This is a genomic window from Kitasatospora hibisci (assembly GCF_043950205.1).
Lineage (GTDB): Bacteria > Actinomycetota > Actinomycetes > Streptomycetales > Streptomycetaceae > Kitasatospora > Kitasatospora hibisci.
In genome coordinates this window covers 4,239,984-4,257,691 of sequence record NZ_CP171642.1, presented here as the reverse complement: position 1 = coordinate 4,257,691, position 17,708 = coordinate 4,239,984, and the positions used below count along the sequence as shown (strand labels likewise).

General features: G+C 66.9%; 12 protein-coding genes and 1 pseudogene. 7 read left to right on the top strand and 6 right to left on the bottom strand.

From position 1 onward, the window contains the following. Positions 1–184: 184 nt before the first annotated feature. Positions 185–763: pseudogene (locus tag ACF9IK_RS18355) on the top strand (pirin family protein); the annotation flags it as partial. 159 nt (positions 764–922) lie between these two features. Here ACF9IK_RS18355 and ACF9IK_RS18350 read toward each other — a convergent pair. The 6 genes from ACF9IK_RS18350 to ACF9IK_RS18325 all read right to left on the bottom strand — a co-directional run bounded on the left by ACF9IK_RS18350 (position 923) and on the right by ACF9IK_RS18325 (position 9,711). Next, a complete protein-coding gene (locus ACF9IK_RS18350; RefSeq protein WP_395295273.1) occupies positions 923–2,212 on the bottom strand; it encodes a DNA sulfur modification protein DndB in 1,290 nt (429 codons plus the stop codon). Between the two features lie 32 nt (positions 2,213–2,244). Further along, complete coding sequence (locus ACF9IK_RS18345; RefSeq protein ID WP_395295272.1) at positions 2,245–2,847, bottom strand: hypothetical protein; 603 nt, start codon at positions 2,845–2,847, stop codon at positions 2,245–2,247. A 143-nt stretch (positions 2,848–2,990) separates the two neighbouring features. Next, positions 2,991–3,827, bottom strand: a complete 837-nt coding sequence (locus ACF9IK_RS18340) for a phosphoadenosine phosphosulfate reductase family protein (protein ID WP_395295271.1) — start codon at positions 3,825–3,827, stop codon at positions 2,991–2,993. Positions 3,828–3,829: 2 nt separating this feature from the next. Continuing rightward, entirely contained in the window at positions 3,830–7,390 is a 3,561-nt protein-coding gene (locus ACF9IK_RS18335; RefSeq protein ID WP_395295270.1) for an ATP-binding protein, read from the bottom strand. Continuing rightward, positions 7,387–8,487: a DUF4007 family protein gene (locus ACF9IK_RS18330; RefSeq protein ID WP_395295269.1), complete on the bottom strand. Its 1,101-nt coding sequence runs from the start codon at positions 8,485–8,487 to the stop codon at positions 7,387–7,389. Before ACF9IK_RS18330 ends, ACF9IK_RS18335 begins: the two co-directional genes overlap by 4 nt. 54 nt (positions 8,488–8,541) lie before the next feature. Next, on the bottom strand, positions 8,542–9,711 hold the full coding sequence (locus tag ACF9IK_RS18325; protein ID WP_395295268.1) for a cysteine desulfurase family protein: 1,170 nt from the start codon (positions 9,709–9,711) through the stop codon (positions 8,542–8,544). A 439-nt stretch (positions 9,712–10,150) separates the two neighbouring features. On the opposite strand from ACF9IK_RS18325, the gene ACF9IK_RS18320 reads away from it, so the two are divergent. The 6 genes from ACF9IK_RS18320 (at position 10,151) to ACF9IK_RS18295 (ending at position 17,663) form a co-directional block, all read left to right on the top strand. Beyond that, a complete protein-coding gene (locus ACF9IK_RS18320) occupies positions 10,151–11,770 on the top strand; it encodes a DEAD/DEAH box helicase (protein WP_395295267.1) in 1,620 nt (539 codons plus the stop codon). Further along, positions 11,755–13,635, top strand: coding sequence for an ATP-binding protein (locus tag ACF9IK_RS18315; protein WP_395295266.1), 1,881 nt, complete (start codon positions 11,755–11,757; stop codon positions 13,633–13,635). The genes ACF9IK_RS18320 and ACF9IK_RS18315 overlap by 16 nt, the downstream gene beginning before the upstream one ends. Continuing rightward, on the top strand, positions 13,632–14,543 hold the full coding sequence (locus tag ACF9IK_RS18310; protein ID WP_395295265.1) for a phospholipase D family protein: 912 nt from the start codon (positions 13,632–13,634) through the stop codon (positions 14,541–14,543). The genes ACF9IK_RS18315 and ACF9IK_RS18310 overlap by 4 nt, the downstream gene beginning before the upstream one ends. Positions 14,544–14,704: 161 nt before the next feature. Then, positions 14,705–15,349 carry a hypothetical protein gene (locus ACF9IK_RS18305; RefSeq protein ID WP_395295264.1) on the top strand — a complete coding sequence of 215 codons (645 nt, stop codon included), beginning with the start codon at positions 14,705–14,707 and terminating at the stop codon, positions 15,347–15,349. 218 nt (positions 15,350–15,567) lie between these two features. Beyond that, entirely contained in the window at positions 15,568–16,365 is a 798-nt protein-coding gene (locus ACF9IK_RS18300; protein ID WP_395295263.1) for a phosphoadenosine phosphosulfate reductase, read from the top strand. A 236-nt stretch (positions 16,366–16,601) separates the two neighbouring features. Then, positions 16,602–17,663, top strand: coding sequence for a phosphotransferase (locus ACF9IK_RS18295; RefSeq protein WP_395295262.1), 1,062 nt, complete (start codon positions 16,602–16,604; stop codon positions 17,661–17,663). The last annotated feature ends 45 nt before the right edge of the window (positions 17,664–17,708 follow it).

The window sequence follows — 17,708 nt, the reverse complement described above, 5'->3', positions numbered from 1 at the left end:
GAGCGGGCGACGAGAATCGAACTCGCGCTCTAAGCTTGGGAATCTATGGGCCTCCGGGCCGAAAAGCACCCCTGACCTGCACGGATGCCCACGTAGTCGACCCACCAGACGCCCGACGCAGACCGCTACTGCCCGTCGTTCACCACCCGTTCTGGCACAGATCTGGCACGCACCGGAGCCGTCTGAGCGGAGACCAGAGCCGCTGGTGAAGTCCAGCGGCCTCTTCCACGGCCTCCAGCTCTGGGTGAGCCTGCCCGCCTCGGACAAGATGATCACCCCGAAGTACCAGGACATCCGCGGCGGCAGCGTCAAGCTGCTCAGCACCGAGGACGGCGGCGCGCTGCTGCGGGTCATCGCCGGCGAGCTGGACGGCCACCAGGGCCCGGGCACCACCTTCACCCCGATCACCATGATCCACGCCTCGATCAGCCCCGGCGCCCAGATCACCCTGCCCTGGCGCGCCGACTTCAACGCCCTCGCCTACGACCTCGCCGGCAGCGGCTCGGCCGGCACCGACCACCGTCCGTTCCACCGGGGCCAGGCGGTCGTCTTCGGCGACGGCGACTCGATCACCATCCGCGCGGACGAGAAGCAGGACTCCCGCGACAACAACTTCGAGGTCGTCCTCCTCGGCGGCCTCCCGATCCGCGAACCCGTCGCCCACTACGGCCCGTTCGTCATGAACAGCCACCGCGAGCTCCAGCAGGCCATGGAGGACTTCCAGGCCGGCCGCCTCGGCACCATCCCCGCGGACGCCAAGTAGGTCCGGACCCCGGGGGGGGGGGGGGGGGGGGGGGAGGGGGAGGGGGGGGGGGGGGGGGGGGGGTGGGGGGGGGGGGGGGGGGGGGGGGGGGTGTGGGTCCCCCCCCCCCCCCCCCCCCCGCCGTCCGTCTGAACGGATATCCGCCGAGAAGGCGCTCACTCAGTCTGCGTCGACCGGGAGCAGTGCGAAGAGCTCCTCGACCGGCACGGGGTACTTGGTCTTCATCACATCGGCATAGGCACGCAGAGCCCTGGTGATCTGGGCCTTGGAACGCGGCGCGAGGTGCACCTGCAAGAGGTCATACAGGAGCTGGTTGTTGCCGCTGGCCATCTTGCCCTTGCTCTTGCCTTCGGGCGTCTCGATCCACATCGACGAGAACGGCGCCGAGGTCATCTTCCAGTCGAGGGCCGACAGGCGCTTCAGGACCTCCGGCCACTCCAGCAACTCCTGCTCCAGGATGTGCCGCACGACCCTGGCCACCTGAACCTGGATCGCCGGCCGCATGAACGGGTGGCCAGCACCATCCCGTCCCTTAGGCGCCCGCAGGTCCTTCGGCGACACAGAGGCGAGGTAGCGCTGACGCAGGTTGCCGCACGCGTCAAGGAACTCTCGGAGACGAACGGTGAGGAGTTCGTAGCTCTGGTCGAGGAGGTCGTCGGTTGCTCGCTGGTTGGACTGGTCACTGGTGCAGGGGAGGTCGTAGCCGATCTCCTTGACGACGTCATAGAGCACGCCAATCGTGCTCCACGCGGGGCTTGACGCTGTAATGGAGCGCTGGGCCAGCACGAGCTCCCCGTCCTGACCAACCTTGCTGAACACCAGGACGACCTTCTCCCGCTTCAGGAAGTCGTCTTCGTCGAGCAGGCGCCTGGTGAGGATGGCGAAGCTGTCGTCCTCGTCGAGAGCGATGTTCTCCTGCAGGTTAGTGCTCTTGGCGTTCCGGTTGATGTTGGTGAAGAGCCGACGGGTACGCCGCCGGCCCTCTTCCGTGTCGAAGTGCGGCACAACGATGACGTTGATGTCCTCGCGACCGAGCTCGGGGTTCTGCTTGATCGCTTCCTTGATCGCCTTGAGGCGGTGCTGGCCGTCCAGAGCGAAGAACTGCTGAGTGCCGTCGAAGGTGAGGACACCGAAATTGCGGTCCAGGCCCTGAAGGACGGCCTGGTCATCCGCGTCCATCGAGACGGAGTGGTACTTGGGATCTCCACCCCACACCGCGATGATGAGCGCTCCGAGGAAGCGGTTCTCGTTGGTGAGCAGGTACTCGGTGATCTTCTCCGTTCGATCACCGACACCGCGCTGAATCATGGTGCCGAGATCCCGGTTGCCGCCGAGCTCGTGTGCGAAGTTGATCTCGCGCGCTACCTGAGCGTAGCTCATCAGGCAGGAGTAGTAGGTCCAGTTGCCTACCTTGGCCTCGAAAGCGGGGACGAACGTCTTGGACGGCATGAGGTACCTCTGTGTCAGGAAGCGGGTTCGAGCTAGGAGCGGAGTGCGGGCTTGCCCACGGAGGCGATCCGGCCGCGCAGGATGGGGCCGCCCTGGATGTTGATGGGCGGGTTGTACAGGTGAAGCAGGCGGTCCTCGAGGTTTTTGATCATCGACCGATCATCGATGGTCGCGAACCAGTACTCCAAGGGACGCAAAGCGAGGTAGTGGGTCAGGCGGTCTTCCCGGTTGGTCGGCGGCTCGCGGGTCCAGAGGTTCTCGGGGTTGCCGCGCAGGTGCTTCCGGTAGTCGCGGTACCTGTTCCTCAGCGTGTTGCCCATTTGACCGGCGCCACCTGCGTGTCCGATGTAGAGGACCTGGTGGAAGCTGGCAGCGGTCCGATCCGCCATGGTCAGCTTGATCGATGGCGACCAGACGAACATGTAGAGGCCCGGCTCGTCGGGTATCGCATCGACGATCCCCTCGGTCGCTTTGAGCCGTTCCCACGGGGAGGCGAGTCGCTCCAGGTCGTCCTGAAGTACCTGGTGAGCCGGCACGTCCAGCATCGGTGTGATGCCGAGCTGGATCTCGAGAGCGGGACTGGCGCCCAGGCGGTGTCGGTTGACCGCTCGTGCGACGGTGTCGGGTGTCGCCATTCCTGATTCGCTCCGGCTGGGTAACGGTGTGTGACGGGCGCACACATCCTTACACGCAGCACCGACAGCTGGAGCTGTGAGACGGAAAAGTGCCCGGTAGATGGCACTTGTCATCTACCGGGCACTTTGGTCGCTTTGTGCGATTAGAGGTGGCAGACGGAGCAGCCGGCCTCGTCGTCGTCAGCGTCGAGGGCGTCCGACAGGACCTCCAGCAACGGCCGGTTAGGCTTGACCCGCTTCGCGGCTCGGGCGAGGTTGGCCTCGTGCTTGGCCTGGATCTCCTCGCGGCGCTCTATGAGCTCGTGCAGGGACTCGCCCTGGGACCAGGTGTAGTCGCGGCCCTGCATGGCGGTGTCCTGGTGGCGGACCTTCTCCTCGTAGGCGACGGCCTTGTCGAAGAGCTCGGGGTGGCGGTCCTTGAGGCCGAGCCACTCGTGCTTGCGCTGGAAGAAGCAGAAGTAGCAGCCGGACCGGGTGCGCCACTCGTAGTAGGCGGGCAGACCGGTGCCGGCCTCGTCGAGGATGCGGTTGACGCCGTCGCGGTCGATGCCGTCCTCGCGGAAGGGGAAGACTGCGGTGATGTTGGGCTTGGTGCTGACGTAGCCGAGGCGGTTCTCGTCGGCGCGGATGGCGACGTACGAGATGACCTCGTCGTCGCCGACCCACTCCTCCAGCGGCTTGATCTTGAGGTTCTTGGTGCACCAGCGCATCTGGGGGCTGGGCAGGGTGCCCTGGTAGACCTCGAGCCAGTGGTCGAAGTCGCGGTCGGTGTTCAGGCGCACGATGGGCTTGCCGACGGCGGCTTCGAGCTTGTTGAGGTACTCGTACGTCTCAGGCAGCTCGGCGCCGGTGTCGCAGAAGAAGTACTCCATCTCGGGCACACGGTCACGCATGTAGATGGCGAGGGCGGACGAGTCCTTGCCGCCGGACAGGCCCAGGACGTGCCGGACCTTCTTTCCGGAAGCGGTGGTGTCGGTCATGGTCACTCCGTCCTCTCAAGTTCGCTGGTCGCAGGGTCGGTGACGCGCTGGGCCAGGGCGGCGAGCAGGATCCTGGCGCCGTCGGGGCCAAGCACCTTCTCAGCCTGCGTCAGCACACTGACAGCGAGGCTCTCGGCTTCCTGCTTGGCCTGCTTGGGCAGGTAGATCAGGGTGCGCTGTTCCGCCCCGTCCTTGTCGGTCAGGGTGAGGAGCCGTGCTTCGACCTCCTCGGAGGTGTCCGCCGACTCGTTGCTCTTGTACAGGTGGCTGACCCGATCGAGGGCGCTGGCCATCTCCCGCACCTTGCGGGGGAAGACCTTGACGTCGTTGTCGGACCAGTCGCCCAGGGCCGCATGGGACAACCGGACGATCATCGGGTCGAGCCAGTCCTCGTCCGGCAGGCCCTCGTTGAGAGCTATGGCGACGAAGCCGCGCAGCTCCAGGCTGAGCGCAACGCCAGCGAAGCCCTTCAACCTGGTGGCAAGGGCGCGGCGCAGCTCGGACAGCTCCGCAGGGAGGCGGAATTCTCGGGCAATCGTCTCGACGACCTCGGCACGCAGGGCGCGGTCGGCGCTGGAGATCTCCTCCGCGGCGGCAGCCAGGCGCTCGGTGTAGCCCTTGTTCCCGGCCGTGCTCTTGCGCTGCTCCGGGGTGATCGGGTCGAGACCGAGGGCCGCAGGCAGCGCTCGGAAAAGCAGCTCGTCCGGGTCCTGCGCGGTGAACAGGGCGGAGCGGACGGCGATGGCGTCCTTACTAATGCGCTGGGTACGCCGCGCGTAGGGGGTGAGCACCATGACCCGTTCCATCAGCGCGCGAGTCACCGCCAACAGGGCGGGGTTGCGCAACGCCTGGGAGCGGGGCGGCTCCACCTTCAGGGACAGGGACAGTTTCTTCACCACGCTGTGCCGCAGGCCGTCGCCGACAGGTGTGGCCTTCACCGCGAACCGGCCGGGGGCCTTCACCATGCGCTCGACGACGTCAGGCGTCAGCCGGGGCAGGTAGGAGCCGTCCTCGAACAGGGCGACGTCCTGACTGCGGACGATCAACGCGGTCATCACGAGCAGCGGCACGACGCCGGCCTTCACTCCGTACGGCGGCACCATGAGAACCCGGATGATCTGCTCCAGGCTCGTGCGCTCATGCGCGTTTGAGAGCGCTTCTTCCAGGGCCTTCCACACCGGCAGGGTGTATTCGTCCGCGGGGCCCGGGCGGGAGAGGCCGTAGGGCAGCAGGGACGTAGATGTGCCGTCGTCGGCCACGCTCGTGTTCTCGCGGTGCAGGCCCATGTACGCGAGGACACCGCTGTACAGGGCACGTTCCGCCGGATATTTCTCGATGCCGAGGTACTGCTCACCGGACTTGAGGAGCATGGCGGTCAGCAGCTCGCGGCGGGCCTTGGCCCCCTGGCTGGTCAGCTCGTGTCGGCCGAGCATCTCGTTGCGGATGCGCGGGCTCTTGGGGAACACCCTGTCGCAGGCGATGGAGGCGAGGCCGCTGAGACTGCGGCCCTCGATCTCCTCGCCCAGCTCCGCGTCGGCAGCAATCCCGGAGCGCCACAGCCACCAGGTCGCCCGCGGGGTCGGCGGGAAGAACGCGGCGCCCAGCAGCTGCAGCAGCTCACGCTTGGCGATGGATGTGCGCTCGCTGATCTCACGCCGTGCGACCGCGTCGAGGGTCTTGTCGAGGTGGAGTTCCTCCAGCGCCACCAGGTTGAACGCGGCTCGCAGGACCAGGCCCGGCTCCTTGGTGACGCCGAGGACCACCGGCAGGGTGGATTCGACGACGGGCCGGTCCTCGATGGTGCCGAGGTGGAAGACCAGAAGACCGTCGGCGTGGTCGGCAAATTCGTCGGGCCCCGTGACGACCTTGGTCTGCGCGCTGGTGACCTGAACGAACAGAGGACGAAGCATGCCGGTCACCTGGCTGTGCCTGCTGGCGGCGACCGCGAACGGCAGGTAGTCGCCGAGCCGCTGAATGACAGTGGCCTCGTCGAGGTGACCGTGTGCCTCGCGCAGCCGCGCGTCGATGTCCACGTCGGTGCCGCGCCACAGCCGGTACTCGCCGTTGAAGCGCCGGTGGACGAGGAAGCCTCGGTCCACGAGGTCCTGGAGCTGCGCCTCGAGGGCCGCGAACTTCTTCGGGCTAGCGGCCTCGGCCGGCTCGTTCAACGCGAAGTAGATCATCGCGGCGGTGGCCCGCAGCGCGCCGTCCTCGTCAATCAGGTTCAGCATGCCGATGGCGCGCAGGAGGTTCTGATCGGCGGTGGTCAGGCCGTTGGCCTGGGTGATGCGCGATTCGATCTCGATCCAGCGGCTCGCGTTGCTGGAGGCCAGCAGCGAGGTTCGACCGGAGTCGAGGAAGAAGTCGTACAACTGGGGGAGCTTGACGGTGCTGGCGCGGCGGGGCTTGTCGCTGGAGAACGATTCGAGCGAGCGGCGAACGGTGTGGGGCTCGTCGTTGTTGAGGAAACCGGACAGGCTGCGGTCGTGCTGGCCGATCTGTGACGCGAGGAGCGGAGCGGCAACCGCGGTCAGCGGGTGCAGCGGGTACAGGTCGGTGAAGTCCTGGGCGTCGAGCACGGCAACGTCGTTCAGGCCGTGCTCGCGCCACGCTGCTGCCGCTGCCTGCGCGTAGGTGGAGATCAGCTTCTGGCCGTCCTTGGCGACACCGGACTGATCGAGGCGGCGGCGCATCAGCTGCACGGAGTCGCCGATGTGCGGGGTGAACGTCACACTCTCGAAACGCCCTTGGATCTTCGCCCACTCGCGAGTCTGAAGCTCGCTGGACTGCGCGGCGTAGTCGGTGAACGAGAGGTGCTGCAGCGTCACCATGAAGAGGGGCAACCCCTTGGTGCCGGCGCTCTTCTCGGCGAGCTCCTGCAGGAGGAACAGGTCCTCCTTGGCAGTGGCGACCTGGATCTGCCCAGCGAGGTGCTCGAGGGTCTTGCCGAACTCGTCGACAACCAGCAGCAGTGGCTGCTGTGCACACAGCGCGGTGACCGCCGCGATGATGTCCTGCGGCTGCGTGGTCAACGGGTCCGCACAGCGCGCGAGCGCCGCCGAGACGGCCTTCGGGGTGCGGCTGAGCCAGCGGCGCTGGGCCGCAATGTGAAGCGCCCGAGCAAGAGTGGCGACGAGCGGTTCGCGGCGCGCGGTCGTCACCGCTCCGAGGAAACCCGCCGGTGCCAGTTGCTCACGCGCTGCGGACAGCCGCTGGGCGAGACTACTGCTGGTGCCAGCCAGGACCTCCTGCGCCTCGGCGCGGCGAGGTTCGTCGTGCCCGAGCAGCGCATCGATCAGGTTGGCGAGCGTCGACTTGCCCGAACCGTAGGCGCCGGTGAACGACCAGGACCGTGTACGACGTGGGTCGCCGAGGGCGTTGGCAAGCCGGTCGAGCACGTCCAGGGCTCGGGCGCCTACGTAAGGGGAGTGGAGCTCGTCGAGGACGTCGCGTTCCAGGTTGGTGGATCGCATGCGTGAGCCGACGAGCTCGACGCCGGCGGGGAACTCGGGGCCACCGGCGGTCTTGCGGGCGGTCTTGGGCCGCTGGGTCGCGGTGGTCACTCGTCGTCTCCGTTCAGGGGGAGCTGCTGCTCGGCTTCCTGCTCCAGCTCTCGCGCCTCGGCGTCGGCGAGCTTCGGGTAGGCACGGTCCCAGGCGTCGCGGGTCGGGAAGCCCGGCCGCTTGCGAACGTTGTCGTACTGGGCGTCGAGGATGTCCCAGGCGAGCTCGAAGGGGTCGGTGTCGAAGACGAGGCTGCGCTGGCCGACGGCTTCAATGACCTTCAGGTTCGGGGTGGTCGCGGTCACTCGCTCCAGGGCCGCGGCGATGTCGGGTTCCCGGATCCGGAAGGCCCGTCCCGGACCGCCGCTCTCATTGGCGAGACGCGCCAGGGAGATAGAACCGGCACCGGGCGCAGTGCTCGCCGCGTAGTCGAGGCACGCGTAGGCCACGACCCGGTCCGGCAACGTAATGCGCGTGCCGGTCGTGAACTCCCACTCCGTGCGGCCGGACATGGGACGGTCCACCACCTCAATGAGGCCCAGCTCACGGAACGGGCCAAGCACCAGATCCTCCAACGCGCCCGGGGCGCCGCCCTTGGTCGTCCGCTTGACGGGGACGTACATCTTGGTGATGCAGTCGACGTCCTTGGCGATTGACGCCTCCTCCGGTGCCTTCTTGTAGGACAGGTTGACATGGCGCACGATCAGCTGGGTCAGGTCGGCGGCGGTGAAGCGGGCGAACGGGGCGAGTTGGAAGGCGACGTACCAGGATGGCGCCCAGCTCTTCGCACCGGGCCGCGAGGACACCAGCCACCAGTGCAGCAGCCACAAGCTGCCGTGCTCCTCCAGGTACGGGTCGGCGCCGTCCTCGTCCAACAGCCAGCGGGCTTCCCAGGTGGGATAGGCCCGCATGGCCCGGGAGTTGGTTTCGTCGCTGTAGGACTCGCGGGTCAGCTTGAAGGCTTTCGACCAGTACCGCATGGCGACAGCCATGTTCTTGCCTACGCCCAGGAGCACCGGGGCATCGTTACGGAGGAAGGTCTCCGGGTCCTGCTTCACCTGCACGTATGCCTTGTGGAGCCAGCCAAAGCGCGGCGCGAAGGTGTCGTGGCGCGCAAAGGCGTAGTTGGCGGCTTCCGCGAGCCGGCTATCTGACATGCGAGGCGTTCTCCGTGTCCGTTCAGGTTCAGGTGGTCTAGCGGGCGGGCGCGGCTACGTCGCGGATGCGAGAGTGCCGCGCACGTGGTGGACGGCACGAACCGTCGAAGCAACGGCCCGGTCGATGTCCTCGGCGGTCGTGGCGTACCCCAGGGAGAACCGGACGGTGGAGTCCGCGTCTTCCCGGCTGCGCCCCATGGCCAGGAGCACGTGGCTCGGAGTAGGCGCGCCTGAGGAGCACGCGCTCCCATCCGAGGCTGCCACGTCCGGCATAGAAGCGAGAATCGCGTCTGCCGGAGCCCGATGGAAGGTGATGCTGCTGACGCCCGGCAGGCGACGGTCTACCGCCCCGTTGACGCGGCAGTCGCCGATCTGTTCAACGAGCGCATTCTCAAGCGAGTCACGCAACCGTGTGATCCGGGGCACTTCGGCGGCCATCCCGTGGCGGGCAGCCTCCGCCGCAGCCCCCGCGCCGGCGATGCCTGCCACGTTCAGCGTGCCGGCCCGCCAGCCGCGCTCCTGCCCGCCGCCGAACAGCAGCGGGCGATAGGGCAGGGCAGCCCCGCGGCGGACGAACAGTGCCCCGACTCCCTGCGGACCTCCGAACTTGTGAGCAGACAGCGACAGCAGATCGACGTCCGTCTCGGTGAGGTTGATCGGCAACCGGCCGACCAGCTGCGTGGCGTCGGTGTGAACCAAGGCACCCGCATCGTGTGCGGCTTTGACGACCGGAGCAAGGTCAGTGAGCACCCCGGTCTCATTGTTCGCGGCCATCAGCGACACGACGGCCACGTTCCCGGCCGCCAAGGCCTCGTGAAGGGCTTCCAGATCCACCAGGCCATCGACGTCCACGGACAGCACCGTCAGTGCTTGTGGCAGCTCTGCTGTGATCGCCTTCGCCGTCTCCAGGACGGCCGGGTGCTCCACAGCGCTCGTGACCAGCTGCCCGCCAGCTGCGAACGCCGCACGCAGGGCGAGGTTGTTCGCCTCCGTCGCGCCGGAGGTGAAGACGATCTCCCCGTGGGAGCAATTCAGCAGGTCGGCAACCTGACGGCGCGCCAGGTCTACGCGGTCGGCGGCGTCGCGGCCGGATCGGTGCGTGCTCGATGCATTACCCACGGTGCTCATTGCAGCTAGAGCGGCCTGCCGGGCTTCGGGGCGAACGGGTGCCGTGGCGTTGTAGTCGAGGTAGGCAAGACCCGCATCAGGTGACTGGAATGTCATGATCCGCCCCGTTTCACTCTGCTCTGGTCGACCGACTGGTGGGTGCTCTCTTCGGCCACGAGACCTGCCACCAGGAGTACCCCGCGATCCTAGCCGGAACGAAGGACGGATGGGATGGAGGCTTCGGCCTCCATCCCCCGAGGCAGACGCAAAGCCTCAAGCTACGAACAAATGTTCCCATAGATCGATCACGGCAGACATCGAAGCGAAAACCCTTCCCCACCAGCGGAGTTCGTCTACTGCTCATACAGGCAGGGCTATGCCAAAGCCGGATTTCCGTGACCAGCCTCGGCATGTCGGCGCGTAGGGCTAGGGTTTGATCACCACCTGCGGTGCGAGGGGAAGGTCACAGCGCACCTGGTGGCGCGAGCGGGCGAGGACAAGAGGGGAACGACGCGGTGCGAAGCGGCGGCGCGATGCGAACGAACATGGCTACGGCATGACTGGATCACCCGGCATCGCGTTCGAGACGGTCCTCGACAGCGCACCCCTGCCCTATATCCGCAACCTGCTCGGCGAGCACGCCTGCGACCTCCTGAACCTCCTACACCAAGGGCAGGACACCGAAGCGGCACTCCGGAAGGTTGCGGCATCAGCCGTCTCCCCGGAACGGATCATCGGCGACCCAACTGAGCGCGCAGGCTTCCTGCAGTTGCTCCCGCAGGAGAAGCGCACCGAACTCGTTGGCCGCCTCGGTGGAGCACCCAACGACGCCGCCGACGACTTCCTCACAGCTCAGCCCTGGTCCCAGGAACAGCGCCGCACGCTCCTCGGCTTTCTCGGCCTCATCGTCGACCGCGTACCCGAACCGCCCCCGACTTTCCGGGGCGCCAGCACCCCCCAGTACGGGCTCTTCCCTCACCAGCGCCTCGCGGCCGGCCGAGTGCAGCGACAGCTGTACTCCGGCGAACGGCGGGTCGTGCTCCATCTCCCCACCGGTGTCGGCAAGACCCGCACTGGCATGAACATCATCTGTGACCACCTACGCCGACACGAGCCGACCGTCGTGGTGTGGCTGGCCCGGGGACGCGAGCTGCTGGAACAGGCCGCGGTGGAGTTCGAGAACGCCTGGGCATCGCTCGGCAACCGAGAGGTCTCCGTGGTGCGGATGTGGGGAGACGCGCCGACCGACCTCGACGGCGTCGAAGACGGTGTCGTGATCCTCGGCCTCGACAAAGCCACTGCCGCCGCAAGCACAGATCCGACCTTCCTTGATCGCCTCGGCATGCGGACTACACTCACCACCTTCGATGAAGCCCACCAGGCCATCGCCCCGACCTACCGCAGGACCGTCGACGCCCTCACTCTGCGCAGCGACTCGAGCCTACTCGGTCTCACAGCAACCCCTGGTCGGACCTGGGCCGACATGACTGAGGACGAGAGGCTGTCGGACTTCTTCGCACGCCAGAAGGTGATGCTGGAGATCGACGGCTACGACAACCCTGTCACCGCCCTGATCGAGCAGGGATACCTCGCCAGACCGTACTTCCGCACCGTGGCTGCAGAGTCCGGCACCATACTCAGCAGCCGGGACAAGCAGGCGCTCGCCGCCTCATTCGATATCCCCGACACTCTCATGGCCCGGCTCGCCAGCAACGTGCAGTGGAACCTGCAGATCGTGCGGACCGCGCTCGACCTCAGTCAGCACCACCGCCGGATCCTCCTGTTCGCGGCCTCCGTCGACCACAGCCGCCTTCTGGTGGCGATCCTGTCTTCTCTCGGACTCGACGCAGATCAGGTGACTGCAGAGTCCTCCCCACGCCACCGCGATCGGGCCATCGCTCGATTCAAAGGACCGAGCACCAGGCCGATGATCCTCTCCAACTACGGCGTTCTGACCACGGGCTTCGACGCGCCAGCCGCGAGCGCGGCCGTCATCGCCCGCCCTACCCGCTCCCTGGTCCTTTACAGCCAGATGGTCGGACGGGTCATCCGCGGCCCGAAGGCCGGCGGCACCCCGACCTGCGACATCGTCACCGTGATCGACCCCGCGCTCCCGGGCTTCGGAGACGTAGCGGAAGCATTCACCAACTGGGAGGACGTGTGGAAGGCCCGATGACATCCAAGTACTCGATCGTCACCTCCGATCTGACGGTCAAGGCGCTTCAGGACAGCGGCTACAAGTCCACCGCCCACGCGATCGCCGAACTCATCGACAACGGCCTCGAAGCCGACGCCGACCTCGTCGAGTTGTTCGTCGTGGAAGGCAACGAGCACACCGGGCGCCGCTCGCGGTACCGCGTTGAGAAGATCGCTGTCCTCGACAACGGCACCGGCATGGACCCCGAGACCTTGCGGCAGTCCTTGCGGTTCGGCGCCGGCACCCGCCAGCAGCGCAAGGGCATCGGCCGCTTCGGCGTCGGCCTGCCCAACTCGAGCATCTCGCAGTGCAACCGCGTAGACGTCTGGTCTTGGACCAACGGGCCCGAGAACGCCCTGCACACCTACCTCGATCTCAAGGAAATCGCCCAGGGCCTCGAGGAGGTGCCAGAGCCCAAGCTCGACGCCGTCCCCGACGAATGGCAGGCCCTGTCGGAGGGACTCGGTCGTTCCGGCACCCTGGTGCAGTGGACCGAACTCGAACGCGTCCAGTGGCGCGGTGCTCAGACCACCGTCGCCAATACCGAGAACCTGATCGGACGAATCTACCGGCGTCTCATCGCCAAGGGCAGGCGGATCAAGCTTGTCCCGGTGCGCGGCTGGGCCCCGCTCCCCGGAGCTGGCCCCACCCGTCCGAACGACCCGCTCTATCTCATGACGCCGAGCGCCACTCCGGAACCCTTCGACAAGAAGCCGATGTTCCGGCCCTTCGGCGCCAGCAACACTGGCGAGGTGGGGGTCGAAAGGTTCATGGTCCGAGCGGCGAACGGGCACGAGTACCCCGTCTATGTCCGCTCCTCCCTCTCGGTGGACGCCGCGCGTCGCACCGACATCGCGGGCGAACCGTGGCCCGCGAACGTGGCACCGAGCCTCAAGCCCGGCGAGACGCCGTGGGGCAAGCACGCCGCGAAGAACCTGGGCATTTCCCTCATCCGCGCGGACCGCGAGCTCGACCTCGACACCGGATGGATCAACTCCTACGACCCGGTCGAGCGCTGGTGGGGCGTGGAGATCGACTTCCCGCCGGACCTCGATGAGATCTTCGGCGTCACCAACAACAAGCAGTCCGCGACGATCTTCTCAAGCCTCGCCCACTTCAACTGGCGGGAGGAGGCGGCCGGACTGTCGTGGGACGAGTACCGCGAAGAACTGCGCGAGGAAGGCGACGCGCGCCTTCCGCTCATCGAGATCGTCTACCACATCCGCGAGAAACTCCTCGGCCGCCTGCGCACCGAGCTCACACACCAGACCGAGGGCACCCGGGCTAGCCGCAAGCGGCACGAGGCAGCCGAGGTCCAGGCCGAGGTGGCGGTCCAGCGGCGACGTACCGAGACCCGGCCGAGTCTCACCGACCAGCTCGCGGAAGAAACCACTGAGGAAGAAAGCAAGCAGCTCCAGTACGAGAGCCTCGTCGAAACGCACCGCTACAGCCCGGCCGACGCCCAGCGCATCATCGAGGAGACGATGTCGCAGGGTAAGCACGTCCGGCTTTTGACCAGCCGCAACCCCGACTCGCCGGCCTTCTTCAACGTCGAGTACATCCCCAACATGCTCCAGGTCGCGCTCAACATGGACCACCCGGTCTACAACGACCTGATCGCCGTCCTCGACGGAGACATCGACGGCGCGAGCCGCGAAGAACTCGCCGAACGCCTCGCCCTGGCCGCCAACGCCTTCAAGCTCATCCTGATCTCCTGGGCACGGTTCGAAGACGAGCAGCCCGAGAAGCCCCGCGAGCGCGCCAAGCGGATGCGCCAGGACTGGGGCCGCATCGCCAGCGAGTTCCTCGGCGCCAGCGACGCCGACGACGAGGACGACGAGTGACGGCCGACCACGTCTGGCGCCAGATCGAACAGCTCCTCGCCACTGCGACTGACCGCGTCATCCTGGTGGCCCCCTTCATCAAGAAGGAGGTCTTCCAGGCAGTGCTCGCTGCCGTGCCTGCAGGCGTCGTGGAGATCACCTGCGTCACCCGCTGGTCCGTATCCGAGGTGGCCGCAGGCGTTTCCGATCCCGAGATCGCCGAGCTGGCGCAGCAGGACGGACGCGCAGCCATCCGGCTCTGCCACAACCTGCACGCGAAGCTGTACGTGGCCGATGGTCGTTGCCTCGTCGGGTCGGCGAATCTCACGGGCAAGGCCACCGGGCGTGTCCCCGCGGCGAACGTCGAACTCCTTGTTGAAGTCGGCACCAACCACCCGGAGGTGCAGCGGGTCCTAGCTGCTGTGAACGCCAGCGCGGTGCCCGGGACGGTGGAGCTGGCCGAGCAAATACGCGAGCAGGCATCCCTCATGCGGGACGACGAAGATGGCCCCCGCGTTGTCGTACCTGGCCAGGACGAGCAGCCAACGCGGTGGCTGCCGGAGACCCGCAATCCGGAACGGCTCTACCGTGCCTACAACGGACGGCACCGCCACATCGGCAGTGACGTACTCGCTGGCGTTCTCCGCGACCTCGCCTATCTCGACATCGGTCCCGGCCTCGACGAGCAGGCGTTCGGCTCCGAAGTTCTGGCCAAGCTCCACTCCATGCCCGAGCTGCACGCACTGACAGCGGCGGGACGGATGAGCCTCGCGGATGCGCAAGCGGCACTGCTTGCGTCGGGAGAACTCACAGCCGAGCAGGCCCAACGCACCGTCGAGACCATCGCGGCCTGGCTCCATTACTTCGACGATGTCCACTTCGTTCCCACCGGTCCTTGGGAGATCCGCCAGGGCAAGGAGCTCGCGTAACCGAGCGGGGGGGGTGGGTGACGCAACCAAGGCTGCGCTGCCCACCCCCGACGACGCCAGCCTCAAGGGCAGCACCCAGTGCGAAGCCGAGCAGCGCGGTATCTTGATGGCGCCCACAACAGGGCTCGTATGCGGCGCGCACAGCGGAGAAGGCTCGGGACATGGCAGCAGTACGGATCCCGTATCTGCTGGGGCATGCCGAGATCGCCGGCCTCTTTGGCGTCGAGCGCCAGACATCAGCGAAGTGGCGCGTCGATGGCACGCTAGGTGAGCCCGATCTTATTGCCTCGGGCAACCCGTACTGGTTGCTAGTGACCGTCCTCAACCTCGATGGCCACGCTGGCCGACGCGTCACCGCAGATCGCCTACGGCAGTACGAAACGAAAATCCCCAGCGGGTACTCAGTCAAGAGCCGAGAGCTCCTGCCCGTCATCGTGGGGATCCAGGAAGTTGCCCGGATTCTGGGCACCGACCAGCAGACGGTGTCCCGGTGGCGACACCGCAAGCGGATCGCCGAGGCCGATCTGGTGCTCTCGCGATCCCCTCTCTGGCTGCTCGACACCATCACCGCGGACGCCACCGAGCGTGGGCGCGGGCTGGTAGCTGAAGAGATCGAGCGGCTGCAGGCCGGCAAGCGTGCCTCACAGAAGCCACGGGGCCGCAGAGCGGCGACCGAGCCGCGTCCGCCAAAGAAGCCACTCCCCAAGGCGCAGATCTTCACCAGCTCCGAACAGGAGGAAGCGGTCGCCTTCGTCACCGAGATGCTGTCCGAGGGGCACAGCACGGTCATCCGCCCGAAGAGGTAGCCACACCCCACCCAGAAGCCACTTCGCTGGCTCCCACGACTGCACTCACATGCACTCCTTTGAGAGAAACAGTTGATGTGGGAGATTCTATCAATAGAATCTCCCACATCGGAGTCCACTCTCCTCGGAGGCCTCATGTCACGCAACACCAGCGCCACCATCGCGCCGACTCGTACCCGCAGAGATCTATCCACAGCCTGTGGACGGGAGGCTGACTCGTGAGAGTGATCTCCTACGGTGGCGGGATCCAGTCCACGGCGCTCCTCGTCCTCGCAGCCGCGCGCAAGATCGACTACGCCACTTTCCTGTTCGCCAATGTCGGCGACGACAGCGAGCATCCGGCGACCCTCACCTACGTCCGCGACATCGCCAGGCCATACGCAGCCAGCGCAGGTCTCGAACTTCACCAGCTCGAACGAGTACGGCGCGACGGCACCACCGAAACGCTCATGGGGAGACTCACCAGGCCAGGCGCCCGATCGATTCCGATCCCTGTGAGGATGGCGAACGGGGCGCCTGGGCGCCGGTCTTGCACGTCCGACTTCAAGATCAAAGTTGTCGGTCGATGGCTCCGCGAGCGGGGAGCCACGCCGAACAGGCCAGCGACAGTCGGCATCGGAATCTCTGTCGATGAAATCCACCGGGCGAACCGTCGGCGGAGCGAACCGCACGAGCAAGTCGAGTACCCCCTGCTCGACCTGGGTCTGCGGCGGGAGGATTGCGAGCGGATCATCAAGGATGCGGGTCTGCCCGTCCCACCCAAGAGCTCGTGCTTCTTCTGTCCTTTCCGCACCGTTGGCGCATGGCGAGAACAGCGCTGGCAGGAGCCCGAGCTCTTCGCCAGATCGGTAGCGCTTGAGCAGACGGTGAACCGTCACCGCGCCGCTCTCGGTCGCGACCCGGTTTACCTGACCCGCTACGGTCGCCCCCTCACCGAAGCAATCCCCGCGCAGCAGGACAGCCCAGCCGAGGAGTCTGACGACAGCGGCTGCGACTCCGGCTGGTGCATGACCTGAGCGCTTGGCTCAAGGAGCGGAGTGCTCGTGAGGATTTCATCGAAGACGACTGCCTGACCCGAGAGGGCTACCAGGCCAGCTGCCTCAGCACCGATCCTGCCAAGGCAAGCCGGGTCCCCTTACGGCTGCCGAACCGAGTGCGTGGGCCTACCTCTGCCGTTGGGCGAGCCCATGCAGTCTTCTGCATTGCACCGAACTCCACACATCGGCAGCCGCGCTCCACTAGCCTGCGGAGGGTGAAGGAAGCTGCTAGCGCCCCCTTGTGTGACTCTCGGTACAGCGAGATCGCAGAGGATTTGGCGGTCCTTGGCGAGACCTTCGGGCTGGGCGAGGTTCAGGAGTGCCGTTTCCTGTCGGCTGGCTTGATGAACGGGAACTGGCGGCTGGATACGGCCGAAGACTCGTTCGCGTTGAAGCGGATCATGGACGTGCCGTTGCCCCTCACGCGCCGAAACCTGGCTGTGCTGTCGGCGCTGGCCGACGATGGCCTGCCGGTGGGTAGGGCTCGGGTCTCCTCAGCTGGGGATGTAGTGGCCGAGGTCGCTGGCCGTGGGTACTGCCTGATCCCGTGGATGGAGGGGAGCCATCTGCCAGGTACGGCGCTCTCGATCGAGCAGGCCGCTGGTCTCGGCGTTCTCCTCGGTCGGATCCACCGGAGCTTGAACGGTGAGCAGGTGGCCGGCCTGCTGCCGCCGGGGCCGGAGCAGGTGACTGCCCGGGTAACCACGCCCGCTGCGGCTCGCGAGGAGGCGGACCGCTTCCTCGCTCTGATCGCAGGCCTGGAGAACCGCACGACGTTCGACGCCGAGGCCGCCGTGGCACTGGCCGAGCGCAAGGTGCTGCTGGAGAAGTACGGGAACGAACGCCCGGCCGGCGAGGTGGTGGTCGGCCCGGTGGGGTGGACGCACGGTGACGTGCAGCACCGGAATGTGCTGTGGCGGGACGGCGGAATCGTCGGGGTGATCGACTGGGACCGGATCCGGGTCAGGCCGTTCGGCGAGGAGGTCGCCCGCACCGCCACGGTGCAGTTCGGCTGTGAGGCCGGCTTCCTCGATCTGGAGCGGACGTCCGCGTTCGTGGCCGGCTACCGGTCGGTGGTGCCGATCCCGGTGCCAGCCCTGGCGGACGCGGTGGAGCGGCTGTGGTGGAAGCGGATGTCGGACTACTGGCAGCTGGTCTTCCACTACGACCGCGACGACCACTCCTGCGACCACCTGTTCCTGCCCGCCGAGCGCTTCCTGGCCCGGTGGACCGAGCGGCGCCGGGACGTGCAGGAGGCGTTCGCGGCTATGCCGTGAGCACCATGCGGGACAGGACGGTGGGGAGGCCTCGGCCGCCTGTTC